The sequence below is a fragment of the Candidatus Bathyarchaeia archaeon genome (genome assembly GCA_035935655.1).
GTDB lineage: Archaea > Thermoproteota > Bathyarchaeia > 40CM-2-53-6 > 40CM-2-53-6 > 40CM-2-53-6.
Window position 1 is genome coordinate 66,363 of sequence record DASYWW010000013.1, and the last position, 19,266, is coordinate 85,628.

Below are 19,266 nucleotides of genomic sequence, written 5' to 3' on the forward strand. Positions count from 1 at the left end.
GGACTGTCTAGATCGATCTAGCTCTTCTTGAACTTGTTCCAGAAGTGCTGTTTGTGTTTGGCGATTCTGGCCGCCTTCTCCACCCCGGCATCAATCTTTGCATCGTCTGATTCTTCGGTCTGGTCTTCCGAGGATCCTTTCGAGGACCCCATTGCTGATTTCGAGTCAGTCGAGCCTCCCCCTGTGCCTGGTTTGACTTCCCCTTTCGGTGGAGCCTTTCCGTCAAACTCTTTCAAGTCTACTTTCGGCTTCTCAGCTTCTTGTCCATCGCCTGTTTCGACGAGGGATATTTGGAACTCGCACTCGGGGGCTCCCAGCGACATGCAGCGTACCTCTTTTGCCTGAACAGTCTTGTCGAGAACTTCGGCGAATATTCCGGCTAGAAAGCCGCTAGTGAAGATGCAGTTCGGCTCTTCCGAGGGCCCGTTTTCCATGGCTTCAAAGCAGTTGCTCACGATTATGTTCGCACTGCTCTTGTCGAAGTCGAGCCCGTTGATCCTGATCTTGCCAAGTCCGAGGTTTGTGTCCTCAAGTGCTGAGTGAACAAGATTTTCTAGACTTTGTCTGCTCTGTTCGCCTGTGGACCCTATGCTTTCTCTGAAAATGCTCCCTTCGTGCACTCCGATGCCGCTAGCGAGGTATGATAGGAATGGCGCGGACTGATCTCCGACCAGTCTCTCCAGCGCCTCTCTCATGATCCGGATAACGTCTCTCCTTAGAATGATCATTTTCTGTCCGAAGAATGACACTTCTCCCCTGTTGTCGTTGAAGCGGAGCTGGTTCACTGATCCTACGAGTCTTCGTAGGTCGTAGCCTGTTGAGCGTTTGGGGCTAGTTTGCAATCTTTGTCGCTCCTGACAATTCTCTCTCTAAGGTATCTACGGCTTCAGTTACCTTCTTGGCGAAGGGCGAGTCGGGGTTGTCTACGACGAATACGGATCTGCTTAGGTTGTTGATGACGTCCAACTGAAACTCGAAGGCTTGTAGGAAGTGGGACCTAAACAGCTGAGACAGTTCCAGGCCGACTTTCATCGCGTCTTTGATCCTGACGCCAGGCGGGACCATGTTTAATGTAAGAAATGTGGGTTTCTCGAATGTTTCTGCTAAGAGGACCATTACTGCGGTTCCAAATAGGTCCTGTTGGTCTACTCTGGAAACAAGGACGAGAGCGTCGCAGCAGCCCATCGCAAGAACGGTATCATTCTCGACTCCAGGGTGAGTGTCGACTATGATGTAGTCAAGCTTGTTTTGTTCACCAACCTTCTGGATTGTGTCTTGGAATATCTCGACTTCGAGCCCTGATTTTAGCAGGCGAAGCATGTCCTCGACCTTGTTGCTTGCCGGGCAGAAGAACAATCCTCCTTTCTTGAGGTTGAACCTCTGCGTGAGATCGATTACAACATCCGCTGGAGTTGCGTCTCCGAGAAAGATATCGGTGAGCGTTGCCTTGATCTCGCTCTTCTTCAATCCGAACAGCACGTGCAAGCCTGGACCTGACAGGTCAAGGTCCATGACCCCTACTCTATGGTTCTTTGCAAGTGTTGCTGCTAGGTTTGCGGTTAGTGTTGTTTTCCCGGTTCCTCCTTTGAAAGAGTGAACGGCGATTACTTTTGTCATTCTTTATCCTTCTTCAACTGATCTTTCACCGACTGGAAGAACTCCTGATTCTCGATCCGTCCCGCTTCAGCCTTGACGGCCTCAAGATCAATCTTCAACCTCGCATGTGTCACCTTGTGTCTCCTGAATGCGAGAAAAACGCCGATCAAGAGCGTGGCGATCAGAGCGGCAAGGATTCCGAAATAGTACAACGGAAACGAGACGTTACTGCTCGGCTGAACTGTTTGCACGGAAATTGGGTTCGACGTAGCCGAAAAAGTGGACCCGCTATTGTCGTGGGCAGTCACGGAAATGGTGTAAGTTTTCGAAGAGGTTCCGCTTGCCAAGGAATAGGTGTGGCTGTCTGTTGTCGGAGGGCCAGAAATCGTATCAGTTGTTCCATCTCCCCAGTTCACAGTCGTGCTTGCTATCGTCCCATCAGGATCTGAGGCCGAAATAGTAAGGATCACCGCTTGTCCGGGCGTAGCGGTAGTTGAGGATAGTGTCAGCGAGACGACAGGAGGCCTGTCGGTGATGGTCACCGTCTGTGTAGAAACTTGTGTAGACCCACTGTTGTCGGTAACATTGAGCTTCACTGAGTACGTGCCAGCGATCGAGTAGCCGTGAGTAGGAGTGGCTCCCGATCCTGTTGACCCGTCTCCAAAATCCCAGGCGTAGCCAACGATTGTTCCGTCAAGGTCGTAGCTGGAAGTTCCATCGAAGCTAACCGGCACAGAGGTGAGGATCGTTCCGCTTGTAAAGGTGAAAGTCGAAAATGGTATGCGGTCTTGCAGTTGGATAGTCTTCGTCGCCTTTCCCATGTTTGCAGGGGAGGCGGAGTCGGCTCCTGCAACTGTTAGCGACCATAGTCCTCCGGGCTCGATGCCTGGAGCATAAGTTCCAACCCAGAGGTTGAGGGTTGAATCAAATACCAACTGTGATATTGTATCATTGTGTCCACCGCCTGAGAAGAGGAGGAAAGCGTGTGCTTGACCTATTTGATTGGTTAGGATAGTGAAGTCAGGGTATTGGATCGTGGCATTGAACTTGATCTGCTCGCTTATTGCAAAGTAAGACTTCGAAATAATGGTAACAGCGAGAGTCGCAGGTTGAAGCTGCGGCGATGCGGTGAGTGTGGCGCTCGGGCCAGTGTTTCCAAACCCGTCATCAAACCCGTTAGTTCCTAGTGAGGCCGTCCATGTACCCGTTTGATTGTCAGTGAATGTCTTGTAGATTGCGTCGAAAGTCGCGGTGACGCTGTCATAGACGGCTGTGAGTGATACACTGTTTCCCCCGGGACTCGTCAGAGTTACTAAGGCTGTCCCGCTGTTAGCATACTGTAGGTCTGGATACCGCGCTGTAAACGAGAATTTCATCGTCTCTGTCCTCTGATACGAAGCTTTGCTCGCAGTGAATGTGGGAACTGACATGGAAGCGGCGTGCACCAAGAAATAATGAGCATCGGCCGGATTTTTCGCGGTACTCTTGCCTGTCACCGTGATTAGGTAGTTGTCCAGGACCGCAGTTCTTGGAATTTTCCATGAACCTATGATCAGTCCTGCTGATGAGGCTGTCGCCGTAGCGTTGAGAACTACTGTTGAGGATGTCTGGGTTCGAATGATTATCGTTGCGGTCTCTGAAGCATTGTATCCACTGGCTCTGATCCCTACGGTTTGAGTCCTTTGATATTCTGTGAAATCTGTCAGAATGAAGTAGAAGCCGTTCGGTGTTACTGCGACAGGGTTGGATGCTACTAGAGGCCTGATCTCGTCTACCCAGGCGACGTATTGTCCGACAAGGGAGCTTCTTCCATTACCTATGAATGAGGGGCTGGGATATTGCACGACAAGCCCAAATTGAGTTTGGGTTGAAAACGTCGTGTAGTTTTGGACATGAGACACCCAGACCTTTGTCGATGGGTCTCGAACTGAAAAGTTGAATTGATAAAGTGTGCTCGGAAGTGCTCCGGAGACACTCAGAATCAGAGTGATTGTGTACCCTTCTTGTGTTACAAATGGCAGGGGTGTCAGCGTGTAGGTTGTCGGCCCCGCCGCGTAAGCTAGAGGCGACACTTCAACGTACATGTAGATGCCGAGGATTGAGAGAAACAAGAGGACAGCGTACCTAGTCGCTTTTGCTTGTGGCACCTGACTGCTCCCCGCGAAACAGAACCTGTCGAACCAGAACCAGCACGGGACTAAAGCGTCACGTAACTTCGAACCCGAGCCGAAGGTACCGAGCGGGCTCGGTCAATTCGTTCGGTCAGGTATCAGGCAAACCAAGTGTTCACCTGAGAACCGGTGGTTCTCTCGAAGAAACCGATAAAGGGAGCACCCTCAGCCAGGATTCATAGCGTCAAGCATTATGAAACTCGATGATGATGCACGAAAGATCCTCGAAGGTAAGAATTTCATCTTCCTCGCCACAGTAAATGCTGATGGTTCTCCTCAGGTTACTCCAACTTGGGTTGATACTGACGGTCACTACATTCTCATTAACACGGCCGTGGGTCGTGTCAAGCATAGAAACATCAAGAAGAACCCACAGGTTGCCATGGCGATCACAGAACAAGGGAATCCGTACAAGCTCGTAATGATTCGAGGACGAGTCATCGAACAGGTCACGGGACGCGAAGCTGAGGATCATATCGACAAGATGTCGAAGAAGTACACTGGCAAGGAAAAATATCCGAATCGGAAACCCGGCGAACATAGGGTCCTTCTGAAAATCGAACCTCATCACGTTTCCCGAATGCGGTAAAGCGGCTCGGAAAGAACAATCTAACAACTCAGTATAAGCCTCTCCTAAGTGAAATGGCCTCTTTGCCAGCCAATCTACTATGAGGTCTTCTAGGCGAGAGCGTCGAGAAAAAACTGTCTAAGTGACTTCGATAACGCGTCCTGTATGGGCCTGATACTGATATCGGATGATTCTTTTCACGCAATCCCCGTTCCAGCATTGATAGACCCTGTCGCCGTTGTTGAACATCTCTCTCATGACCATAGGCTTGCCACAGCCAACACAATGGAAGGCTCCTGAGCGTCGCTCATCGAGGAGGAGCCTGAGATCGATACCGCGGGTGTCGGCTTCTTTCTTCATCGCCTGTCTATACGTTAGGGTAAGCGCCTGCCAGTAGGCAGCGTTTTGCGGTGTCGTCTCGTACTCGAAATTGCGCCCGGCGACTACGGGCGGACTGTAGCCCTCAGCGACATAAACTGGGTTCTTGGAGTACGGAACCTTGATTCGTGGAGCACCGCTGTGAGGAGTGGCGTGATTTGTAGGAATCGAATGATCAGTCTCATGGTGAACGGGAGGGTGATGAGCAGTGGGCACTGTAAGCCCTTCCAAGCTAAGGTTCGGTGAGCGCTACTTCTTTTTGCCTGTACGAGGCTTGTCCGACGTCAGTACAGGGACTGGGAGCGGAACCTCTACAATCCCAGAGGGGGTGACTTGGAATGTCACCCAATACGTTTCATGGGGCGCGCCTTTCATCTTTCGGATCCTGAACTGTTTGACTAGGAGGCCTCTATCAGCGAATCCTGGGTTGAATCTCACATCAACTATTCCATCCACGACATAGAACAATAGATCGTCCAGATCAGCGTAGGCTCGCAAAGGAGTGTGGTGCGAGCAGAAGAACGGAACAAGGCGTTCCTTGGGACCCTTTGCCCGCCAAGACTTGACTCCGTCAAGCATGTGGAAGACCAACGGCCTCTCTTCCTGAACTAGAGTAAACATCTCTGTTAAGGAATCGACGAATACAGCGCCTCTTCCGGTCATCTTCATCTCCTCCATCATTGTGAATAGTGCACTTGTGACGGAGTGAAGATCTTTAGGATCCTTGACAAAGTGAGAATATTTCGGAGTCTCAGTTGGTTCCATCCTGAAAGAGAAACAGTCTAGAAACCTGAGTTGCCCAGAATCTAGGTACCGGTCGATGTCCCAGCCGAAGGACTCCATATCCTGCTGAAGAGCTATCGGCGGCCCTTCAAAATTCATGTAGATGCACGGCTCCTTCTCTATCTTGAGCATGCTGTAGAGGAGCTGTTCCATCAGCACTGATTTTCCAGTGCCAAGATCTCCTGCGAGGATCGTGAGGCTGTTTCTGGGTATGCCCTTTGGAAGGACTTTGTCTACTGCGTCAATTCCAGTCTCAAACGACTTTGGCAGCCTAACCACTCTTTCGAGTGTCCACGGATTCAGTTGTCGAGATAAAGGATGTTGTAACTGTCTCGACATTGAGCCTCAAGGGTAAACTGGTCGTTTATGGATTGCAGAGTTAGAGCGGGTTCAGAGACTTAGAATCGAGAAGTGTCAAGACTCGCTGATCAAGTTGGAGAATGGACGTCGCATGTTTTCACTTCAGTGAATCTGGGCTGCGATTGTTCTGATGAAGGATTTGTCGAGCGCGCCGGCTTCGTAGAGGTTCACCATCGTGTTGGTGCTCGCCTCTCCGCTCAATCTTCCCTGGTCGCCTCTAACATGTCTCCATTTCAGTTGGGTGTGTCCGCTTTTGGAGTTGTAGATTATGCCTAGAACGTAGCTGACGCGGACGAAGCTGATATCGTTCACCCTGCTCAAAGTCACTTTGTCTTCGGCCTCAACGTACATGGTTCCAAGCTCACGGGCTCGTTCTGGGAAGACCGAAAAGTCCATTCCATACTCGTTTGGAATGAAGGAACGGCACGTGCTGGTTATCATGAATCTTCGAAAGTTTTCCAGCATGCACGATGTTTCCAGCTTAGCCATTATCTAACGCCTGAGCGCTTCGACTCAGGGTAGAGAGAGCTGGTTGAGGCTATTAACTTCACTCCTTAACACGCTTTGACTGGCTCCTCATTCAGAAACAGAGATGACGAAGGCGAAAAGTACCAGACCTTTTTTCTACCCCGTAACTTATCTTCCCGGATGCATAGATTTCAATCGAGTCAAGGCGTTCTAGATGGCTATCCTCGTCAGGGTGCCCGTGCCGATTCTGGAGGACCTCGTCGACGCGGCCATCTCGAAACAAGGAAACATCTACCGCGCAGAGCTGGCTAAGCTGATCGGTGCTTCCAAAGAATCGCTCGACGGAAAAACGTCCCTATATTTGATCAGTCTCATGAAGCTCTGTGGCTTCGCAGAGGCAGACATGGCAAAGGTGTTGAGAAAGTCGAAGATCGTCAACCAGAGAGGGGCGGTTACACACGACATCTCCGCGGGAGATGAACTGAAGGGAGTGATCGATAATGCCCTGGAAGGGTTCCAACTGCTGATCTCCGAGAGCTTCAAACCAACAGCGCAGGAAAAGGAAAGACCGTTCGATCCAGCTGCCTACAGGAAGAAAGCGCCTCAAAAATGAGGGTTCTAGATTGAAGAGAGCCGCCAGCGTGCAAATGCTCGGTCAAAAGTTGATCTCGGTCCCCATTAGAATCAAGTCAGGGAGTTTAACACGGCGAATCGCGAGAAATTAACGCATAGCGCGTTATAGTCGTGAAGATGCGGATAAATAGGTAAAACAGCCTAGAAGCTGGTAGTTGAGAGATAGTTGTCCACTCAGAGAACGGCCCAGGAGCAAGATCCCGTTGCGACGCTCGCAGAGGGGCTCAGTATATGGGTTGGAAAACTAAGTGATCTCGTCAAGAAGGTGGTTGACACAGAGCCGATTCGAAATGTGATCAACTGGGCTCGAATGTATTCTCTCTGGCCGGTAAACATCACAACTGCTTGCTGCAGTGCCGAGTTTGGTGCGGCCAGTGGGGCGCGTCATGATCTTGAACGGTTCGGAGTCTTGCCGATTGGTTCTCTTCGGCAGTCAGACCTCATGGTGATCGAAGGGACCATTACGAAGAAGATGGCGAAAAGGCTCCGGGTGATCTACGACCAGATGGCTTTGCCTCGATACATTATTGCTATGGGGGATTGCGCTATGTCTGGCGGCCTATTCCATGATTCCTATAGCATAGTGAATGGTGCGCACGAGTTTGTCCCGGTTGATGTCTACGTCCCGGGTTGTCCGCCGAGACCAGAAGCTTTGGAGCAGGCGATTATTATGCTTCAAGAGAAGATTCGAAGGTCAAAGGTGTACGAACAGGGATGAGTCTCTCCCATGAAAGAGAAGATGATCTCATCCAGAAGCTGAAGGAAAACTTTTCCACCGACATCAAGGAAACTAACATCATTCGTCGCGCTAGGCTTGAAGTGACCGTCGCACCTGAGAAGATCAGGGATGTCGCGGTGTTTCTCCGAGACAAGCTCGGCTTCGACCATCCAAACGGGGTTTCTGCTGTTGACTTCAACCGAGAAAGCAGGTTCGAGATAGTCTACCATATCTCATCAATACGCATCAAGGAAATGCGAGATCTCGTTCTCGATTTGAAAGAGTCAGTTCCCAGAAACACCCCGAAGGTGGGATCTCTTGTCTCAGTCTGGCCTGGAGTCGAGAACTATGAACGGGAAAGCTTCGAGATGTTCGGAATAACATTTGATGGACACCCGAGATTGGAGAAACTGTTTCTAACCGACAACTGGGATGGACCACCACCTCTCAGGAAAGACATACGATTCCCCACGGACTGAAGCGACAATGTCCGCACCACCTAAGCCTGTTCCCCTGACAACCGTAGAGTCAACGGAGACCTCGGACTCTGGAGCCCAAACTCTCACGCTGAGTGTCGGTCCCCAGCACTCCGGTTCAGGACACATGCGGTTAATCGTCGAGGTGGATGGGGACATCATCGTCAATGTCGCACCGGACCCGGGCTATGTTCACAGGGGAATCGAGAAGATCATTGAACTCAGGAACATCATCAAAAGCATCCCTGTTATCGAGAGACCCTCGATCATCGACGCCTCCAACCTAAACCATGCATGGGTAAGGGCCATCGAAGAGATTCAGGGCGTCGAGGTTCCGAGAAGAGGACAGTATCTCAGAACTCTCTTGAACGAGATGAACAGGATAATGAGCCATCTTTACTGGCTCTCTATCTACGGTGTATTCCTCGGGCACACTACTATGTTCATGTGGCCTCTCGGTGATAGAGAGTTGTTTATTGATCTCGCGGAGAAGCTTACCGGGGCTAGAATCACGTACTCCTATCTTGTTCCAGGCGGTGTGCGCCGTGACCTGCCCCCAGGGTTCGCTGAAGAAGCTGTCAAGAGAACCGAGTACTTTGAGAAACGTCTCAAAGAATACGACCGGATATTCTTCAACAACCCGTTGTTCACGTCCCGTGCTAAGGGCGTCGGAGTACTTTCAAAGGAAAGAGCAATTGAGCTCGGATGCACTGGACCAACTCTCCGAGGCTCAGGCGTTGATGCTGACCTCCGAAAGGATGAGCCGTATGCTGCTTATCCCGAGCTAGATTTCGAAGTCTCAACACGTCCCGAGGGCGATTCCTTTAGCCGGGCAATGGTCCATATGGACGAAATGCGGGAGAGTTGTAAAATCATACGCCAGATCGTCAAGAAGATTCCTGCAGGGCCGATCAGAAGAAAGGCCCCGATAGTCCTGCCCCGTGGCGTTGCGTATGGGCGAGTCGAGTCGGCTAGGGGAGAATGCAGTTTCTATCTCATCGGGGAAGGAGGAGACAAGCCCTATCGAGCGCGATACATCACAGGATCTTATCGAAACATGGCTGCTATACCTGCAGTTCTTCTTGGAGGCCGTTTGGCGGATATGCCTACGGCTTGGTGGAGTATAGACTACTGGCCAGTTGAGGCGGACAGGTAGAAGATCGATGGCACCGATTATTGGTGAAGCGAAAGCAGCTGTCAATATTTTGATTGCATATTTTACAGGGATTCGCCATCTCTTCCACAGACCCTACACGCTGAGATTTCCGCAACAGAGGTACGCGGTTGAGAAAGGGTACAGGGGACGGCATCTGCTTCATCTCGATAGATGTACCGGTTGTGGGATATGCGCCTGGATCTGTCCTGAGAAATGTATCACTATCGTGCCACGGGGTCAGAGATGGTACCCGCAATACTTCTATGGCCGCTGTTGTTTTTGCCATTTCTGTGTCGCACCTGATACACTTGTATCGACGAATCCATCGGTGTCGCCGATAAGCCAGGTACGGCCTGGCGACTGGGTCTTGACTCACACCGGGCGTTACCGCCGAGTCCGCGAGGTCCTCACCCGAAACTACTCGGGAAAGTTCTACAGCATCAAACCATTGGGAACACCTTTCCCTCTCAAGGTGACGCAGGATCATCCCCTTCTAGTGTCTTCCAGAAGCATCACCAAGAAGGGAAGACTTGAGAAGAGACCACGCGCTCCAGTTTGGAAGACACCCCTTGAACTGAAACGGGGCGACTACCTGACGATGCCGGTCGCCAAGGAGAGTCGGGATATAGAGGTTTACGAAAAGGAAGTCATACTCGGGCAACCCAGCACAGGAAAACGCCTCAAAATTAGGCTGAGCCTGAGAACGGAGCCCGATCTTTTTAGGCTGATCGGGTACTATCTTGCAGAAGGCTACGTTTCAAAGAGAACTGTCGGGTTCTCATTCGGAGAACATGAAAGAGAGTACATTGCCGACTCAGCACGACTCCTCGAGAAATATTTTGGCAAGGAAACCAAGAGATCAACCATACACAATTCGACCCACGTCCTTCTCCACTCTGTAGTCGCCCTTCAGTTCTTCGAGGGTTTTGGCCATGGCGCGGAAAACAAGAAACTTCCGGATTGGGTCATGTTTGCACCGACCGAGAAGCAGCGAGAACTCGTACGTGGTGCATGGAGAGGTGACGGCTACCTTCACAGCCCAACAGAGGGCAATCGTTCGACTTTCTTCGAGTACACAACAATCTCTAGGACACTCGCCTTCCAGCTGCAACAACTCCTCCTTAGGATCGGTATCGTTGGCCAGATCGCACTTGCCAACCATGCTAATAAGAGACCAAACTACGTGGTGACCGTTAGAGGCCGTTTCGTTCCAGCAATGGCGGACCTAATGGAGATAACATTTGAGGACAAAAGGGTCAAGACGTTTTCCCGTTTCGAAATCGACACAGATTTTGTCTACGCACCGATCGAGAAAATATCCTCAGTTGAAGTTCGTGATGAACCCGTTGTGAATCTGTCGGTTGAAGGAGACGAGTCTTATGTGGCGGGAAACGTAACAGCCCACAATTGTACGGATTATTGTCCAGAGTTTGCATTAGAGGAGACGGTTGAGTATGATATTGCTGAGTATACCCGGGATCGGCTTGTATGGAGTCCTGAGAGACTAGCCAAGCAGCCGGTAAAGAAAGCTGACAAATACGTTTTCAGCGTTGACACCGTCGGAGGCGCGTCGCAGGTGCCTGTGGAGAAGGATTAGACATTGTCAGGACAAACTGCCCCGAAAACTGCGACGCCATTACTGGCTCCACAGACTACGCCGTTAAAATCCACCGTTGAGGGTGAGGGCTGGAAGGCACGGCCGATCAAGCTCAAGATTTTCGGCAATCTCATCCAGGAGGTTGTGAACAAGAACCTCTGCATGTACTGTGGCGCTTGCATCGCTTCCTGTCCGATCGACATTCTCTTTCACAGCGAAAAAGAAGAGCCAGTTATGCGAGGCACCTGTGCTGCCTGCCAAGTCTGCTACTACAGCTGCCCGAGGGTCGAGTTGCCCCTAGCGGAGATCGAGCAACAGGTCTTCGGACGATCGAGAAATGCTGAAGAGGCGATTCTCGGAATCCACGTTGGATCATACTCGGTCAAATCGAAAGACCCCGATGTTGTCAAGCGCGCCCAGGACGGTGGTGCCGTAACCTCGCTTCTCCTATACGCGCTTGATCGGAAGATAATCGACTATGCCGTCAACTCCGGCCTCACCTCAGGAAAGCCTTGGCGGCCAGAGCCACAGATCGCGCGCACAAAGGAGGATTTGTTGAACCACGCTGGTTCCAGATACACTCCAGGAGGCCAGGTAGGGGGGCTGGCAGAGGTGGCGATTCCCAACCGGTCGATTGTCAACTTCCAGGAGGAACGTATCGCTCTCGTCGGCTTGCCGTGCGAACTTCAGGGAAATTGGCGCATGGGCACTCACTGGATAGCAGCACCGAAACTTGTGAGAAATCTTGTTTTCACGATCGGTCTCTTTTGCTCTAAGGTGTTTGATTATCAGAAGATGATGGTCGACTATGTCCAGGGCAAGCGAGGAATAGACCTCAACAACGTTACGAAAGTCAACATCAAACGGAACAGGTTGCTAGTGTACACCGGCGACAAGCTAGCCATCGACGAACCAGTTGAGGCTGTCGCCGCCGCAGCGCGGGAAGAATGCAACGTCTGTGTTGACTACTCTGCTGAGCTGGCTGACATTGCAGTGGGTGCGATAGGGTCCGCGCCTGGGTGGAGCACCGTGATTACTAGAAGCCCGAGGGGAGATGAGATACTGAGAGGCGCGGTTGAAGCAGGGTACCTGGACATGAAACCACTCGATCCGATTGGGAAAGGGATAAAGTTCCTCGAGAAACTATGCGAGAAGAAACGGTTGAGGGACCCGTCTGCATATCTGCGTCACGAAACCGCTTTCCCCAAGCCAGAACCAACCTTGACGCCGCTGGAGATTCCCCACTAGAAAACTCGACCATGCTTCATCCCTCTTGTCGAAATATGTCTAGTCGCAGAGATCTTTCCAGATTTGAATGCTCCGCATGGCTTCCAAGGGTTCTTTCACAAGGGTCTGGGCAGACCGCTCTTGCGGCCTGAGACCGCGTCGCTAGTACCCCCCTTTTTTCTGGAAGTATTTCCGGCTGGCAGAGATAATGGGCGAGTCTGGCGATTTGGGGCGCGATCTATGCTTGGATAGCTCTGGGATTTGCTGGGGTTATCCGGTGATCCCCTGAACGATTCCTGTCAGAGATATAGGTGATGCGACAGATTCGAGATCAGGGCTGATAATAGGCGATTTCGAGGATCAGGCGGTTCTACTCAACCACTGTCACGTCTCGAGATGTTCCTCCCTTATCCCCACCTCCTGTTTTCTAGAGAAGATTTCCTGTCTGGTATGGATAATGGGCGAATATTGTGCTTTAGGGCACGATCCAGGCTTTGAACAAGATTTGTGATGCGGGAAATCTAGGTCTTCCCCTGAACAATTTGGACCGAGATCTTGACGAGCATTCCAGATTCGGGAACAGCGCTCAATCTGGGCGATATCTTCTCTAGGAAGAGTGGTGCTGCTGTTATGGGAGTCGCCTATGCGGCGAGCCCAAGTCTTTGACAATCGAGGAAATTGGGCCTACTGATCTGTGAGCGTGGCGACGGCCGAACGCTCTGGGGGGAACAAGCATCTGCAAGAGATTTCTCACCGACTGCTTCGAATCCTCTTCCTCGGCCTCCTCTACCGCCTGGATCTCGATAGGATCTGCTTGCACAATTTTCGGAGGGCCATTTCTGTGAGAGGGGCTTCCCTGGAAATGCTCAGCCAAAAGTGATCCCGGCGCTTGTAGCCCACAAGATGGACAGGAATCGAAAGATACCATGGCAGCAGCCGCGCTCTGGAGCTGACCCGACGCGATTGGCGCGTCCGGAGTTTTCGTTTTGGCCCTCTTTCTTGTTTTGGCGACGGTGACGGTGCCCCGACCCTTGGTGTGAGAAGTTTTTCGATGATGGGCTAACACGGGAGATAATCTGGCCTTCTTAATGGCGAGCACTGGCATCATCTTAGGCGCAGAGTGCTTGATTCTCAACACCACCATGAGTCCTACCATGGCGCCAGCAAGTAGTCCACCGAGGAATTCGAAGATAATTGGCTCCATGTTTTTTCTCTCCTCAAGTCAATGGGACGTCCAGGTACGTGTCCTCGGCGCATTGTTCGCATACAATCCGTCCCCGCGGGGTTCTTCGGACCTGGTCATCGCTCAATATTTCTCTCCCGCAGGAGGGGCAGATTACGATGCATTGGCTCATGCGCCTAACCGTCAATAAGAAGACTCTGCGTGTTAGGATAATTCCCCGGTTGTAACTAATCCCGAAACTCCCGAGTAACACCCGCCTTAAATAGGCAAGAAACTCTGCCCGCCGATTCTCCTCTCGACAAAGCCAGGTTTTCCGACGGTAATACTTGACGCGGCGTCTAGATGAAGAGGTCGTCGGGACGATCCTCAGTTTTACTTTTACCACCATCTACCGGATAATACCACGCTGGCAAGATAGATTCACGGCAATACTATTGGAGAAGGTCACCAACAACTCATGCCCAAGATGTGGGCACACACAGCTGAACGTCTACTTTTCAGACCGGACCGACAACAGGGTTGGCGCCTGGTGTGAGTTCTGCAATCTGAAGGCATACTATTTCGGCGAAACTCTGGTGCCGATCAATTCTTAGCTCGATTGTCTTTGTAGGATTCTATTCTGGGGGAGCGGCTCCCTCGGGAATGTTCAGAGTCATCTCTCCCTCAACCATTTTTCTCTGTAGTCGGGCTGTGAAAAGCTCCAGGTCGACATTGAGTTCTTCAAGTCTCTTGATTGCTTCAGGTTGTAGTATTGGGCTGACGTTCTGGCCGCCTATTCGTCCGTAGGCGACGGCCTCGAACGGGAATTTTTCGCCTTTATAGATCGCGTAACCTGTTAGGAAATTTGCGACTCCGCCGCCGACACCGCTCGATTCACCCATCTCGTCGATGAAAATGTCCATCTCGTACTGCAGCTGAGCTTCCTCAGCTTTTCGAAAAGGGTTCTCAGAACTCACTGATAAGTCAACCGTAGGCTGGCATGTCCAGTGGGTGCCATTGTTTCGCTCTGAGGCTCCGGACTCGCGACCATGATAGCCAGCCGGCGACGACAGACGCTGCTAGGAGTATGTCTAACGTTATGGCGCTCACCGTGAGACCCCCTCCAAACTGAACCAATAGCTGGGCAACAAACGCTGTCGCAGTTGCCGCAAGGCCTAGCGTGGCGGGCCAGAGTTTGGGCCTGCGCAATAGGATTCCTGATGCTATTGCAGCCAGTGCGAGAATTGCAAATACACCGGAAACAGCAGGCGTACCGAGGCTGAACGAAGCGATCAGGCCCAGCCAGATTCCTGAGATGATGAAGAGGATGCTTGTCAGATTGAGAACGTTGTATCTCGATGGTTGTATTACAGCTGCCGATAACGGTGGTGTGAACGAGAACGGTTTTCCTAGCGCTTGGTTCGCGTTGGTTGTTCCAAGATGTTTCTTTCCCGTTATGACATCAACGGGCGCGTTAACGAAGTTTTCCACGAGAATGATTCTGTGCTGTCCTATGCCCGAGGCGGGACCCATCTCTATCGAATAGTCGGGTCCAATTCTGAGTTCGAGCTTCGTGTCAGGAGTACACGAGTGTTGAATAGTAGCACCAGGCTTCGTCTGGATCAGTGTCCAGTTGGACCCGTTGTTTCTTGTACAGATTAGGGCGGCCCATTTTGATCCAGGCTCTATCTTTGGAAGCCCGACCTCGGGGGCGAGGTCTATCACTCCGTAGCGTTTGTCTTCGCAGAAGGTCTGTGGGCAAGACCGGCATTTCCAGACGTCTATCGCGCCCATGACGTAGCCGTTGTCGATGAGGTTGACAACTCCGAAGTAGACTACGTCGTGCTGGTGTAACTCCAAGACTGGAGTCTGCGAGGGGGCTTAGTCCTTGAAAAGTCTTGGCACACTAGATGGAACATTGTTTTTTTAGCGCGAAGAAGAATCGTAAGCGCGAACCTGTCTTGCTCGACATCAAGCTCGTGAGGGACACCCCCGAGATAGTCAAGGAGAGCCTGCGAAAAAGAGGCCTGCCGGACAAGCTCGGTCAGGTTGACCTTCTGCTGAAACTTGATGCTGAATGGCGGCGGCTCCAGGCAGAAACTGATCAGCTGAGAAAAAAAAGAAACGAGATCACCGCGGCAATCGCGGAAGCGAGAAAGAAGAAGCAAGACGCAACGGCGTTGATGAAGGAGGCTGAGGCGATCCCGGAGAAGGTCGACAGCCTTGAGTCAAGAATCGGTGAGGAAAGAGAGAAGATCGAGAATATTCTGCTCAACCTTCCCAACATTCCCCACGAAAGTGTACCGGTTGGAAAGGATGAAGATGATAATGTCGAGGTCAGAAAATGGGGCACGATTCCAAAATTCGATTTCAAGATCCTCGATCATATCGATCTAGGACTCAAACTCGGGCTCATCGACATTGAGAAGGCCGGGCGTGTTGCAGGAGCACGATTCTATTATCTGAAAGGGGACCTTGTTCGGCTAAACTATGCGCTCATTCGCTACGGGCTTGATTTTGTTGCAAAGAAAGGCTTCCAACTGTACCAGCCCCCATACTTCCTCCGGCGAAACGTGATAGCCGGGGCGGTTGCGCTCAGCGACTTTGAAGACGTGATCTATAAAGTCGAGGGAGAAGACCTCTATCTAATTCCGACCGCCGAACACGCTCTCCTAGCACTTCACAATGACGATATTATCGGTCAACCGAGCCTGCCGTTGCGCTATGCAGGGATCAGTCCCTGCTTTCGGAAAGAGGCTGGAGCGCACGGGAGGGATACCAAGGGGATATTTCGTGTCCATCAGTTCGAGAAGGTTGAGATGTTCCTCTTCTCAACTCCTGAGGATTCTTGGAAGCTTCACGAGGGACTGTTGCATAACGTGGAAGAGTTCTTTCAAAGCTTGAAGATCCCGCACAGGATCGTCAATGTGTGCACGGGGGACCTTGGGACGGTCGCGGCGAAGAAGTACGATTTGGAGGCGTGGCTGCCTGGGCAGGGAAAGTATCGCGAGATGGCCTCGTGCAGCAACTGCACGTCTTACCAAGCGGTCAGGTCAAAGGTCCGGTACAGAGAGAAGCCCAGCCTTCCTACCAAGTACGTGCACACTTTGAACAGTACACTTGTGGCTACTGAACGCGCTATTGTGGCAATAATGGAGAACAACCAGACGCGTGATGGAACGATCGAGATACCGCATGTTCTGCAAGATTACATGAATGGGCAACGAGAGATTCCACAACACCGTTAATCTCGTCTAGAGATAGCATCTAACTCGTCTGTTGATGTGTTGTCAGCCTTGTTCGGTTAGAAGAAACCGATGGCTGTTCCGATAATGTACAGGACGACCGATGCGGCGACGCCTATGACCAAGGTTTCGAGCCCGCTCCTCCAAAGTCTTCTTCCTACAATTCTTCCCTTCCAGACTCCCACTACAAACAAGAAGAGAGGTGAGACGAGAGCGGCGGCAATGATCGAGCTGTTTCTAGTTGGAAGAAGTATGAATGGAGCCAAGGGTATCAGCGCGCCCGCAAGATACGATAACCCAATCACTCCACCCATCTTGATCGGGTTCTCCAGCCTCGTCTCGTGCACGTGCAATTCATGCATCAGAATGTCTTCAAGGAATTTTTGCTTGTTCGCAGATATCTTCTCGACTACCTTTTCGGCCTCGTCCTGGCTGAGACCCTTGGCCGCGTAGAAATTCTTCAACTCGCTCTTCTCTTCTTCAGGCTCCTGCTCTATCTCTCCAGCCTCTCTCTTGGCGTCTGCATGGTACAGATCGTACTCGGATCTTTGGGCCAGGAATCCTGCGAAAGACATGGAGATTGCTCCGGCGAGCATTGAGGCGATTCCCGCGAATCGGATCAGTTGAATGTCGGAGACGAAACCTGTGAATCCGCTCAGAAACGCGAGATTTGTGATTAGCCCGTCAGATATGCCGAGAGCTGAGCTTCCGATATAGCCCCTAGCGCGGATGTGCTTGTGTCTCTCGCCTGGCTGCGTTTTCAAACTGGCTATTGTCGATCGCTATCCGTACGGGGGGTTCTTGAGGCAGGCTGACTGGGTTATTTCAGCCCTGCTCTTTGATGCCAATCGGACAGGTTAATTCCCTCGCAGGCTCAATGATACTGGACGGATCGTGGGCAAGTTGAAACGAGATTTCATTGTAAGAGAACTGTCGTTATCTACTTGGCCGGATTTCGAGAAGCTTGCGATGAAGCAGGGTCAGTGCTGGTGCATGTACTATCACAGGCCACGCCCCGTTCGTGGAAAATTGTCGACAGCGGAGAGAGGAAGTATGAACAAGAGAGAGAAAGAGGTGCTCGTCCAGCAAGGTCAGTCCCATGCTTCATTAGTGTACGATGGAAAGACACCTATCGGCTGGTGCCAGTACGGACCAAAGGAGGAACTTCCAAGAATCGATGCTAGCCGCAACTACAAGAAACTGGGACCTCGTTCTGGGAGCAAGAGGCTATGGCGGATAACCTGCTTCTTCGTCGACAAAGAACACAGGGGTCAAGGAGTCGCACGAACGGCGTTGAGAGCGGCCTTAGAATCGATCAGGAAACAGGGCGGCGGAATCGTGGAAGCATATCCTGTCGTCTCTGAGAACTTGTCAAAGGTTCCGGAGTGGATGTGGTTTGGATCGCCAAGCATGTTCCGAAGAGAACGGTTCAAACAGGTTGCTCAGCTCGGAAAGAGCTACCAACTAATGCGTAGGACAATTCTGCCAGGCTGAGTCGTATTGGCGAACACGAATAGTTCGAGAAATTCTCGCCATGCCGGGCGGCCTTACATGCCCGGTTATGACATGATGTTCCGGAAAGACCGGGGTCCCTTATCGTGGAAATGGGTAGTTGATCACTTTTCGAAGGCACACAACTACTATCTCTCCACTACCCGTCCGGATGGTGGACCGCATGCTATGCCTGTTTGGGGAGTCCTCCTTGGTCGCGCGTTCTTTTTCAGTACTGGCCGTCGATCACGAAAATCCAGGAACCTGTCTCTGAATCCTCGTTGCGTGGTTTGTCCCGAAAACGCAGAGCAGGCAGTTATCTTTGAAGGTACTGCGAGAGAGATTCGCGAGAAATCGTTGCGCACCCGATTTCTAGCTGTCTACAAGAAAAAGTACGGTTATGACATGAAAGACAGCAAAGACCCGATTTACGAGGTACAACCAAAAGCCATTTTCGGAATCTCAGAAACAGGTGGAGCAAATCCAACTCGCTGGCGGTTCGATGGTTGACCCTGGCGAGAGTTAGCTAGAGACTCTCGTGTCGTTGGGACTGAAGATGGACGAAAAAAAGAGAGAGGCCGACTAACGTGGATTCATATCTACATTTGGCGGGCGCTTTGCCAGAGTCCGACAATGTTTCCTTCGGGGTCTTTGAAGTAGGCTGTGAAGCCCATGTCCGCGACTGCTTCTTTCTTTTTTACTGTCTTGCCGCCTAGCTTCTCGATGTTCTTGAGCGACGCGTCGATGTCAGGGACGTCTATGGTTATGACTGTGTTCTTGACTGGGTCTTGACGTTTGGTCATTCCCCCGTTGATGGCGCCGGGCTCCGTGGGCATTCCCTGCTGGTTTGATGGTGTGGTGCCTACCATGTGGTACTGCATTCCTGGGTACTGGTTGATCTCCCATCCGAAGGCTTTCATGTAGAAAGTCTTAGCACGTTCGACGTTGTCGGCCGGTAGCTCGAAGTGTACAACTTTACCGGGCATACGTACCGGTTGAACTGGCGGAAATTCGCCAGTAATAAGCGATTGCTATACTTTCAATCCCTTGCGTCTAATCAATGTGATTTCGGATATGCCTAGGCCATCTTCCAAGCTCTTCAAGCGACTGAACAAAGATAAATTGAGTTTGGGTTTCTCCTTTTGATATATTGAGTTCCTCGTAAGAATATAGGCGGTTGCATGATGTAAACTCCTATCTTCTCAAACGGTAGAGTTCGGGTCGGAATGGACTCGGC

22 protein-coding genes are annotated in these 19,266 nt (G+C 51.4%); 11 read left to right on the forward strand and 11 right to left on the reverse strand.

Annotation, left to right across the window (positions count from 1 at the left end; all coding sequences use genetic code 11):
- Positions 1–17: 17 nt before the first annotated feature.
- The 3 genes from VGS11_02745 to VGS11_02755 are packed head-to-tail and all read right to left on the reverse strand — an operon-like array spanning position 18 to position 3,743.
- Positions 18–842, reverse strand: a complete 825-nt coding sequence (locus VGS11_02745) for a 4-vinyl reductase (GenBank protein HEV2119015.1) — start codon at positions 840–842, stop codon at positions 18–20.
- Positions 832–1,617, reverse strand: a complete 786-nt coding sequence (locus tag VGS11_02750; GenBank protein ID HEV2119016.1) for a MinD/ParA family protein — start codon at positions 1,615–1,617, stop codon at positions 832–834. Before VGS11_02750 ends, VGS11_02745 begins: the two co-directional genes overlap by 11 nt.
- Positions 1,614–3,743: a PKD domain-containing protein gene (locus tag VGS11_02755; GenBank protein HEV2119017.1), complete on the reverse strand. Its 2,130-nt coding sequence runs from the start codon at positions 3,741–3,743 to the stop codon at positions 1,614–1,616. The genes VGS11_02750 and VGS11_02755 overlap by 4 nt, the downstream gene beginning before the upstream one ends.
- A gap of 217 nt (positions 3,744–3,960) precedes the next feature.
- Between VGS11_02755 and VGS11_02760 the strand changes: the two genes are divergently transcribed.
- Positions 3,961–4,356: a PPOX class F420-dependent oxidoreductase gene (locus VGS11_02760; GenBank protein HEV2119018.1), complete on the forward strand. Its 396-nt coding sequence runs from the start codon at positions 3,961–3,963 to the stop codon at positions 4,354–4,356.
- A 117-nt stretch (positions 4,357–4,473) separates the two neighbouring features.
- Here VGS11_02760 and VGS11_02765 read toward each other — a convergent pair whose 3' ends face one another.
- The 3 genes from VGS11_02765 to VGS11_02775 form a co-directional block, all read right to left on the reverse strand.
- Positions 4,474–4,929, reverse strand: a complete 456-nt coding sequence (locus VGS11_02765) for a hypothetical protein (GenBank protein HEV2119019.1) — start codon at positions 4,927–4,929, stop codon at positions 4,474–4,476.
- Positions 4,930–4,962: 33 nt separating this feature from the next.
- The gene (locus VGS11_02770) at positions 4,963–5,775 is read right to left on the reverse strand and encodes an ATPase domain-containing protein (protein ID HEV2119020.1); all 813 of its coding nucleotides are present in this window, start codon (positions 5,773–5,775) and stop codon (positions 4,963–4,965) included.
- Between the two features lie 183 nt (positions 5,776–5,958).
- Positions 5,959–6,345, reverse strand: coding sequence for a hypothetical protein (locus tag VGS11_02775; protein ID HEV2119021.1), 387 nt, complete (start codon positions 6,343–6,345; stop codon positions 5,959–5,961).
- A gap of 193 nt (positions 6,346–6,538) precedes the next feature.
- On the opposite strand from VGS11_02775, the gene VGS11_02780 reads away from it, so the two are divergent.
- From VGS11_02780 to VGS11_02805, 6 genes are all read left to right on the forward strand, one after another.
- Positions 6,539–6,937, forward strand: a complete 399-nt coding sequence (locus tag VGS11_02780; protein ID HEV2119022.1) for a hypothetical protein — start codon at positions 6,539–6,541, stop codon at positions 6,935–6,937.
- Between the two features lie 186 nt (positions 6,938–7,123).
- On the forward strand, positions 7,124–7,675 hold the full coding sequence (nuoB, locus tag VGS11_02785; protein HEV2119023.1) for an NADH-quinone oxidoreductase subunit NuoB: 552 nt from the start codon (positions 7,124–7,126) through the stop codon (positions 7,673–7,675).
- Complete coding sequence (locus VGS11_02790; protein ID HEV2119024.1) at positions 7,672–8,154, forward strand: NADH-quinone oxidoreductase subunit C; 483 nt, start codon at positions 7,672–7,674, stop codon at positions 8,152–8,154. The genes nuoB and VGS11_02790 overlap by 4 nt, the downstream gene beginning before the upstream one ends.
- Before the next feature lie 7 nt (positions 8,155–8,161).
- Positions 8,162–9,307, forward strand: a complete 1,146-nt coding sequence (locus tag VGS11_02795; protein ID HEV2119025.1) for an NADH-quinone oxidoreductase subunit D — start codon at positions 8,162–8,164, stop codon at positions 9,305–9,307.
- Positions 9,308–9,635: 328 nt separating this feature from the next.
- Positions 9,636–10,904, forward strand: coding sequence for an LAGLIDADG family homing endonuclease (locus VGS11_02800; protein ID HEV2119026.1), 1,269 nt, complete (start codon positions 9,636–9,638; stop codon positions 10,902–10,904).
- Between the two features lie 3 nt (positions 10,905–10,907).
- A complete protein-coding gene (locus tag VGS11_02805; GenBank protein ID HEV2119027.1) occupies positions 10,908–12,152 on the forward strand; it encodes a Coenzyme F420 hydrogenase/dehydrogenase, beta subunit C-terminal domain in 1,245 nt (414 codons plus the stop codon).
- 607 nt (positions 12,153–12,759) lie between these two features.
- On the opposite strand, the gene VGS11_02810 is transcribed toward VGS11_02805, so the two are convergent.
- Entirely contained in the window at positions 12,760–13,335 is a 576-nt protein-coding gene (locus VGS11_02810) for a hypothetical protein (protein ID HEV2119028.1), read from the reverse strand.
- Between the two features lie 305 nt (positions 13,336–13,640).
- On the opposite strand from VGS11_02810, the gene VGS11_02815 reads away from it, so the two are divergent.
- A complete protein-coding gene (locus VGS11_02815; protein HEV2119029.1) occupies positions 13,641–13,907 on the forward strand; it encodes a hypothetical protein in 267 nt (88 codons plus the stop codon).
- A 21-nt stretch (positions 13,908–13,928) separates the two neighbouring features.
- Here the strand turns inward: VGS11_02815 and VGS11_02820 are convergent, their stop codons facing one another.
- Both VGS11_02820 and VGS11_02825 read right to left on the reverse strand, forming a co-directional pair.
- On the reverse strand, positions 13,929–14,270 hold the full coding sequence (locus VGS11_02820; GenBank protein ID HEV2119030.1) for a hypothetical protein: 342 nt from the start codon (positions 14,268–14,270) through the stop codon (positions 13,929–13,931).
- A gap of 7 nt (positions 14,271–14,277) precedes the next feature.
- A complete protein-coding gene (locus VGS11_02825; GenBank protein ID HEV2119031.1) occupies positions 14,278–15,153 on the reverse strand; it encodes a hypothetical protein in 876 nt (291 codons plus the stop codon).
- A gap of 101 nt (positions 15,154–15,254) precedes the next feature.
- On the opposite strand from VGS11_02825, the gene serS reads away from it, so the two are divergent.
- Complete coding sequence (gene serS, locus VGS11_02830; GenBank protein HEV2119032.1) at positions 15,255–16,541, forward strand: serine--tRNA ligase; 1,287 nt, start codon at positions 15,255–15,257, stop codon at positions 16,539–16,541.
- A gap of 56 nt (positions 16,542–16,597) precedes the next feature.
- Here the strand turns inward: serS and VGS11_02835 are convergent, their stop codons facing one another.
- On the reverse strand, positions 16,598–17,302 hold the full coding sequence (locus VGS11_02835; GenBank protein ID HEV2119033.1) for a VIT1/CCC1 transporter family protein: 705 nt from the start codon (positions 17,300–17,302) through the stop codon (positions 16,598–16,600).
- Positions 17,303–17,441: 139 nt separating this feature from the next.
- On the opposite strand from VGS11_02835, the gene VGS11_02840 reads away from it, so the two are divergent.
- Together VGS11_02840 and VGS11_02845 are read left to right on the forward strand one after the other, a co-directional pair.
- A complete protein-coding gene (locus VGS11_02840; protein ID HEV2119034.1) occupies positions 17,442–18,032 on the forward strand; it encodes a GNAT family N-acetyltransferase in 591 nt (196 codons plus the stop codon).
- A gap of 6 nt (positions 18,033–18,038) precedes the next feature.
- Entirely contained in the window at positions 18,039–18,539 is a 501-nt protein-coding gene (locus VGS11_02845; protein HEV2119035.1) for a pyridoxamine 5'-phosphate oxidase family protein, read from the forward strand.
- Between the two features lie 89 nt (positions 18,540–18,628).
- Here VGS11_02845 and VGS11_02850 read toward each other — a convergent pair whose 3' ends face one another.
- Positions 18,629–19,015 carry a VOC family protein gene (locus tag VGS11_02850; protein HEV2119036.1) on the reverse strand — a complete coding sequence of 129 codons (387 nt, stop codon included), beginning with the start codon at positions 19,013–19,015 and terminating at the stop codon, positions 18,629–18,631.
- Positions 19,016–19,266 lie beyond the last annotated feature (251 nt).

Coding starts and splice junctions, on each gene's coding strand:
- VGS11_02750 (HEV2119016.1), bottom strand. CDS start 1,617: ATGACAAAAGTAATCGCCGTTCACTCTTTCAAAGGAGGAACCGGGAAA.
- VGS11_02760 (HEV2119018.1), top strand. CDS start 3,961: ATGAAACTCGATGATGATGCACGAAAGATCCTCGAAGGTAAGAATTTC.
- VGS11_02775 (HEV2119021.1), bottom strand. CDS start 6,345: ATGGCTAAGCTGGAAACATCGTGCATGCTGGAAAACTTTCGAAGATTC.
- VGS11_02780 (HEV2119022.1), top strand. CDS start 6,539: ATGGCTATCCTCGTCAGGGTGCCCGTGCCGATTCTGGAGGACCTCGTC.
- VGS11_02790 (HEV2119024.1), top strand. CDS start 7,672: ATGAGTCTCTCCCATGAAAGAGAAGATGATCTCATCCAGAAGCTGAAG.
- VGS11_02795 (HEV2119025.1), top strand. CDS start 8,162: ATGTCCGCACCACCTAAGCCTGTTCCCCTGACAACCGTAGAGTCAACG.
- VGS11_02810 (HEV2119028.1), bottom strand. CDS start 13,335: ATGGAGCCAATTATCTTCGAATTCCTCGGTGGACTACTTGCTGGCGCC.
- VGS11_02850 (HEV2119036.1), bottom strand. CDS start 19,015: ATGCCCGGTAAAGTTGTACACTTCGAGCTACCGGCCGACAACGTCGAA.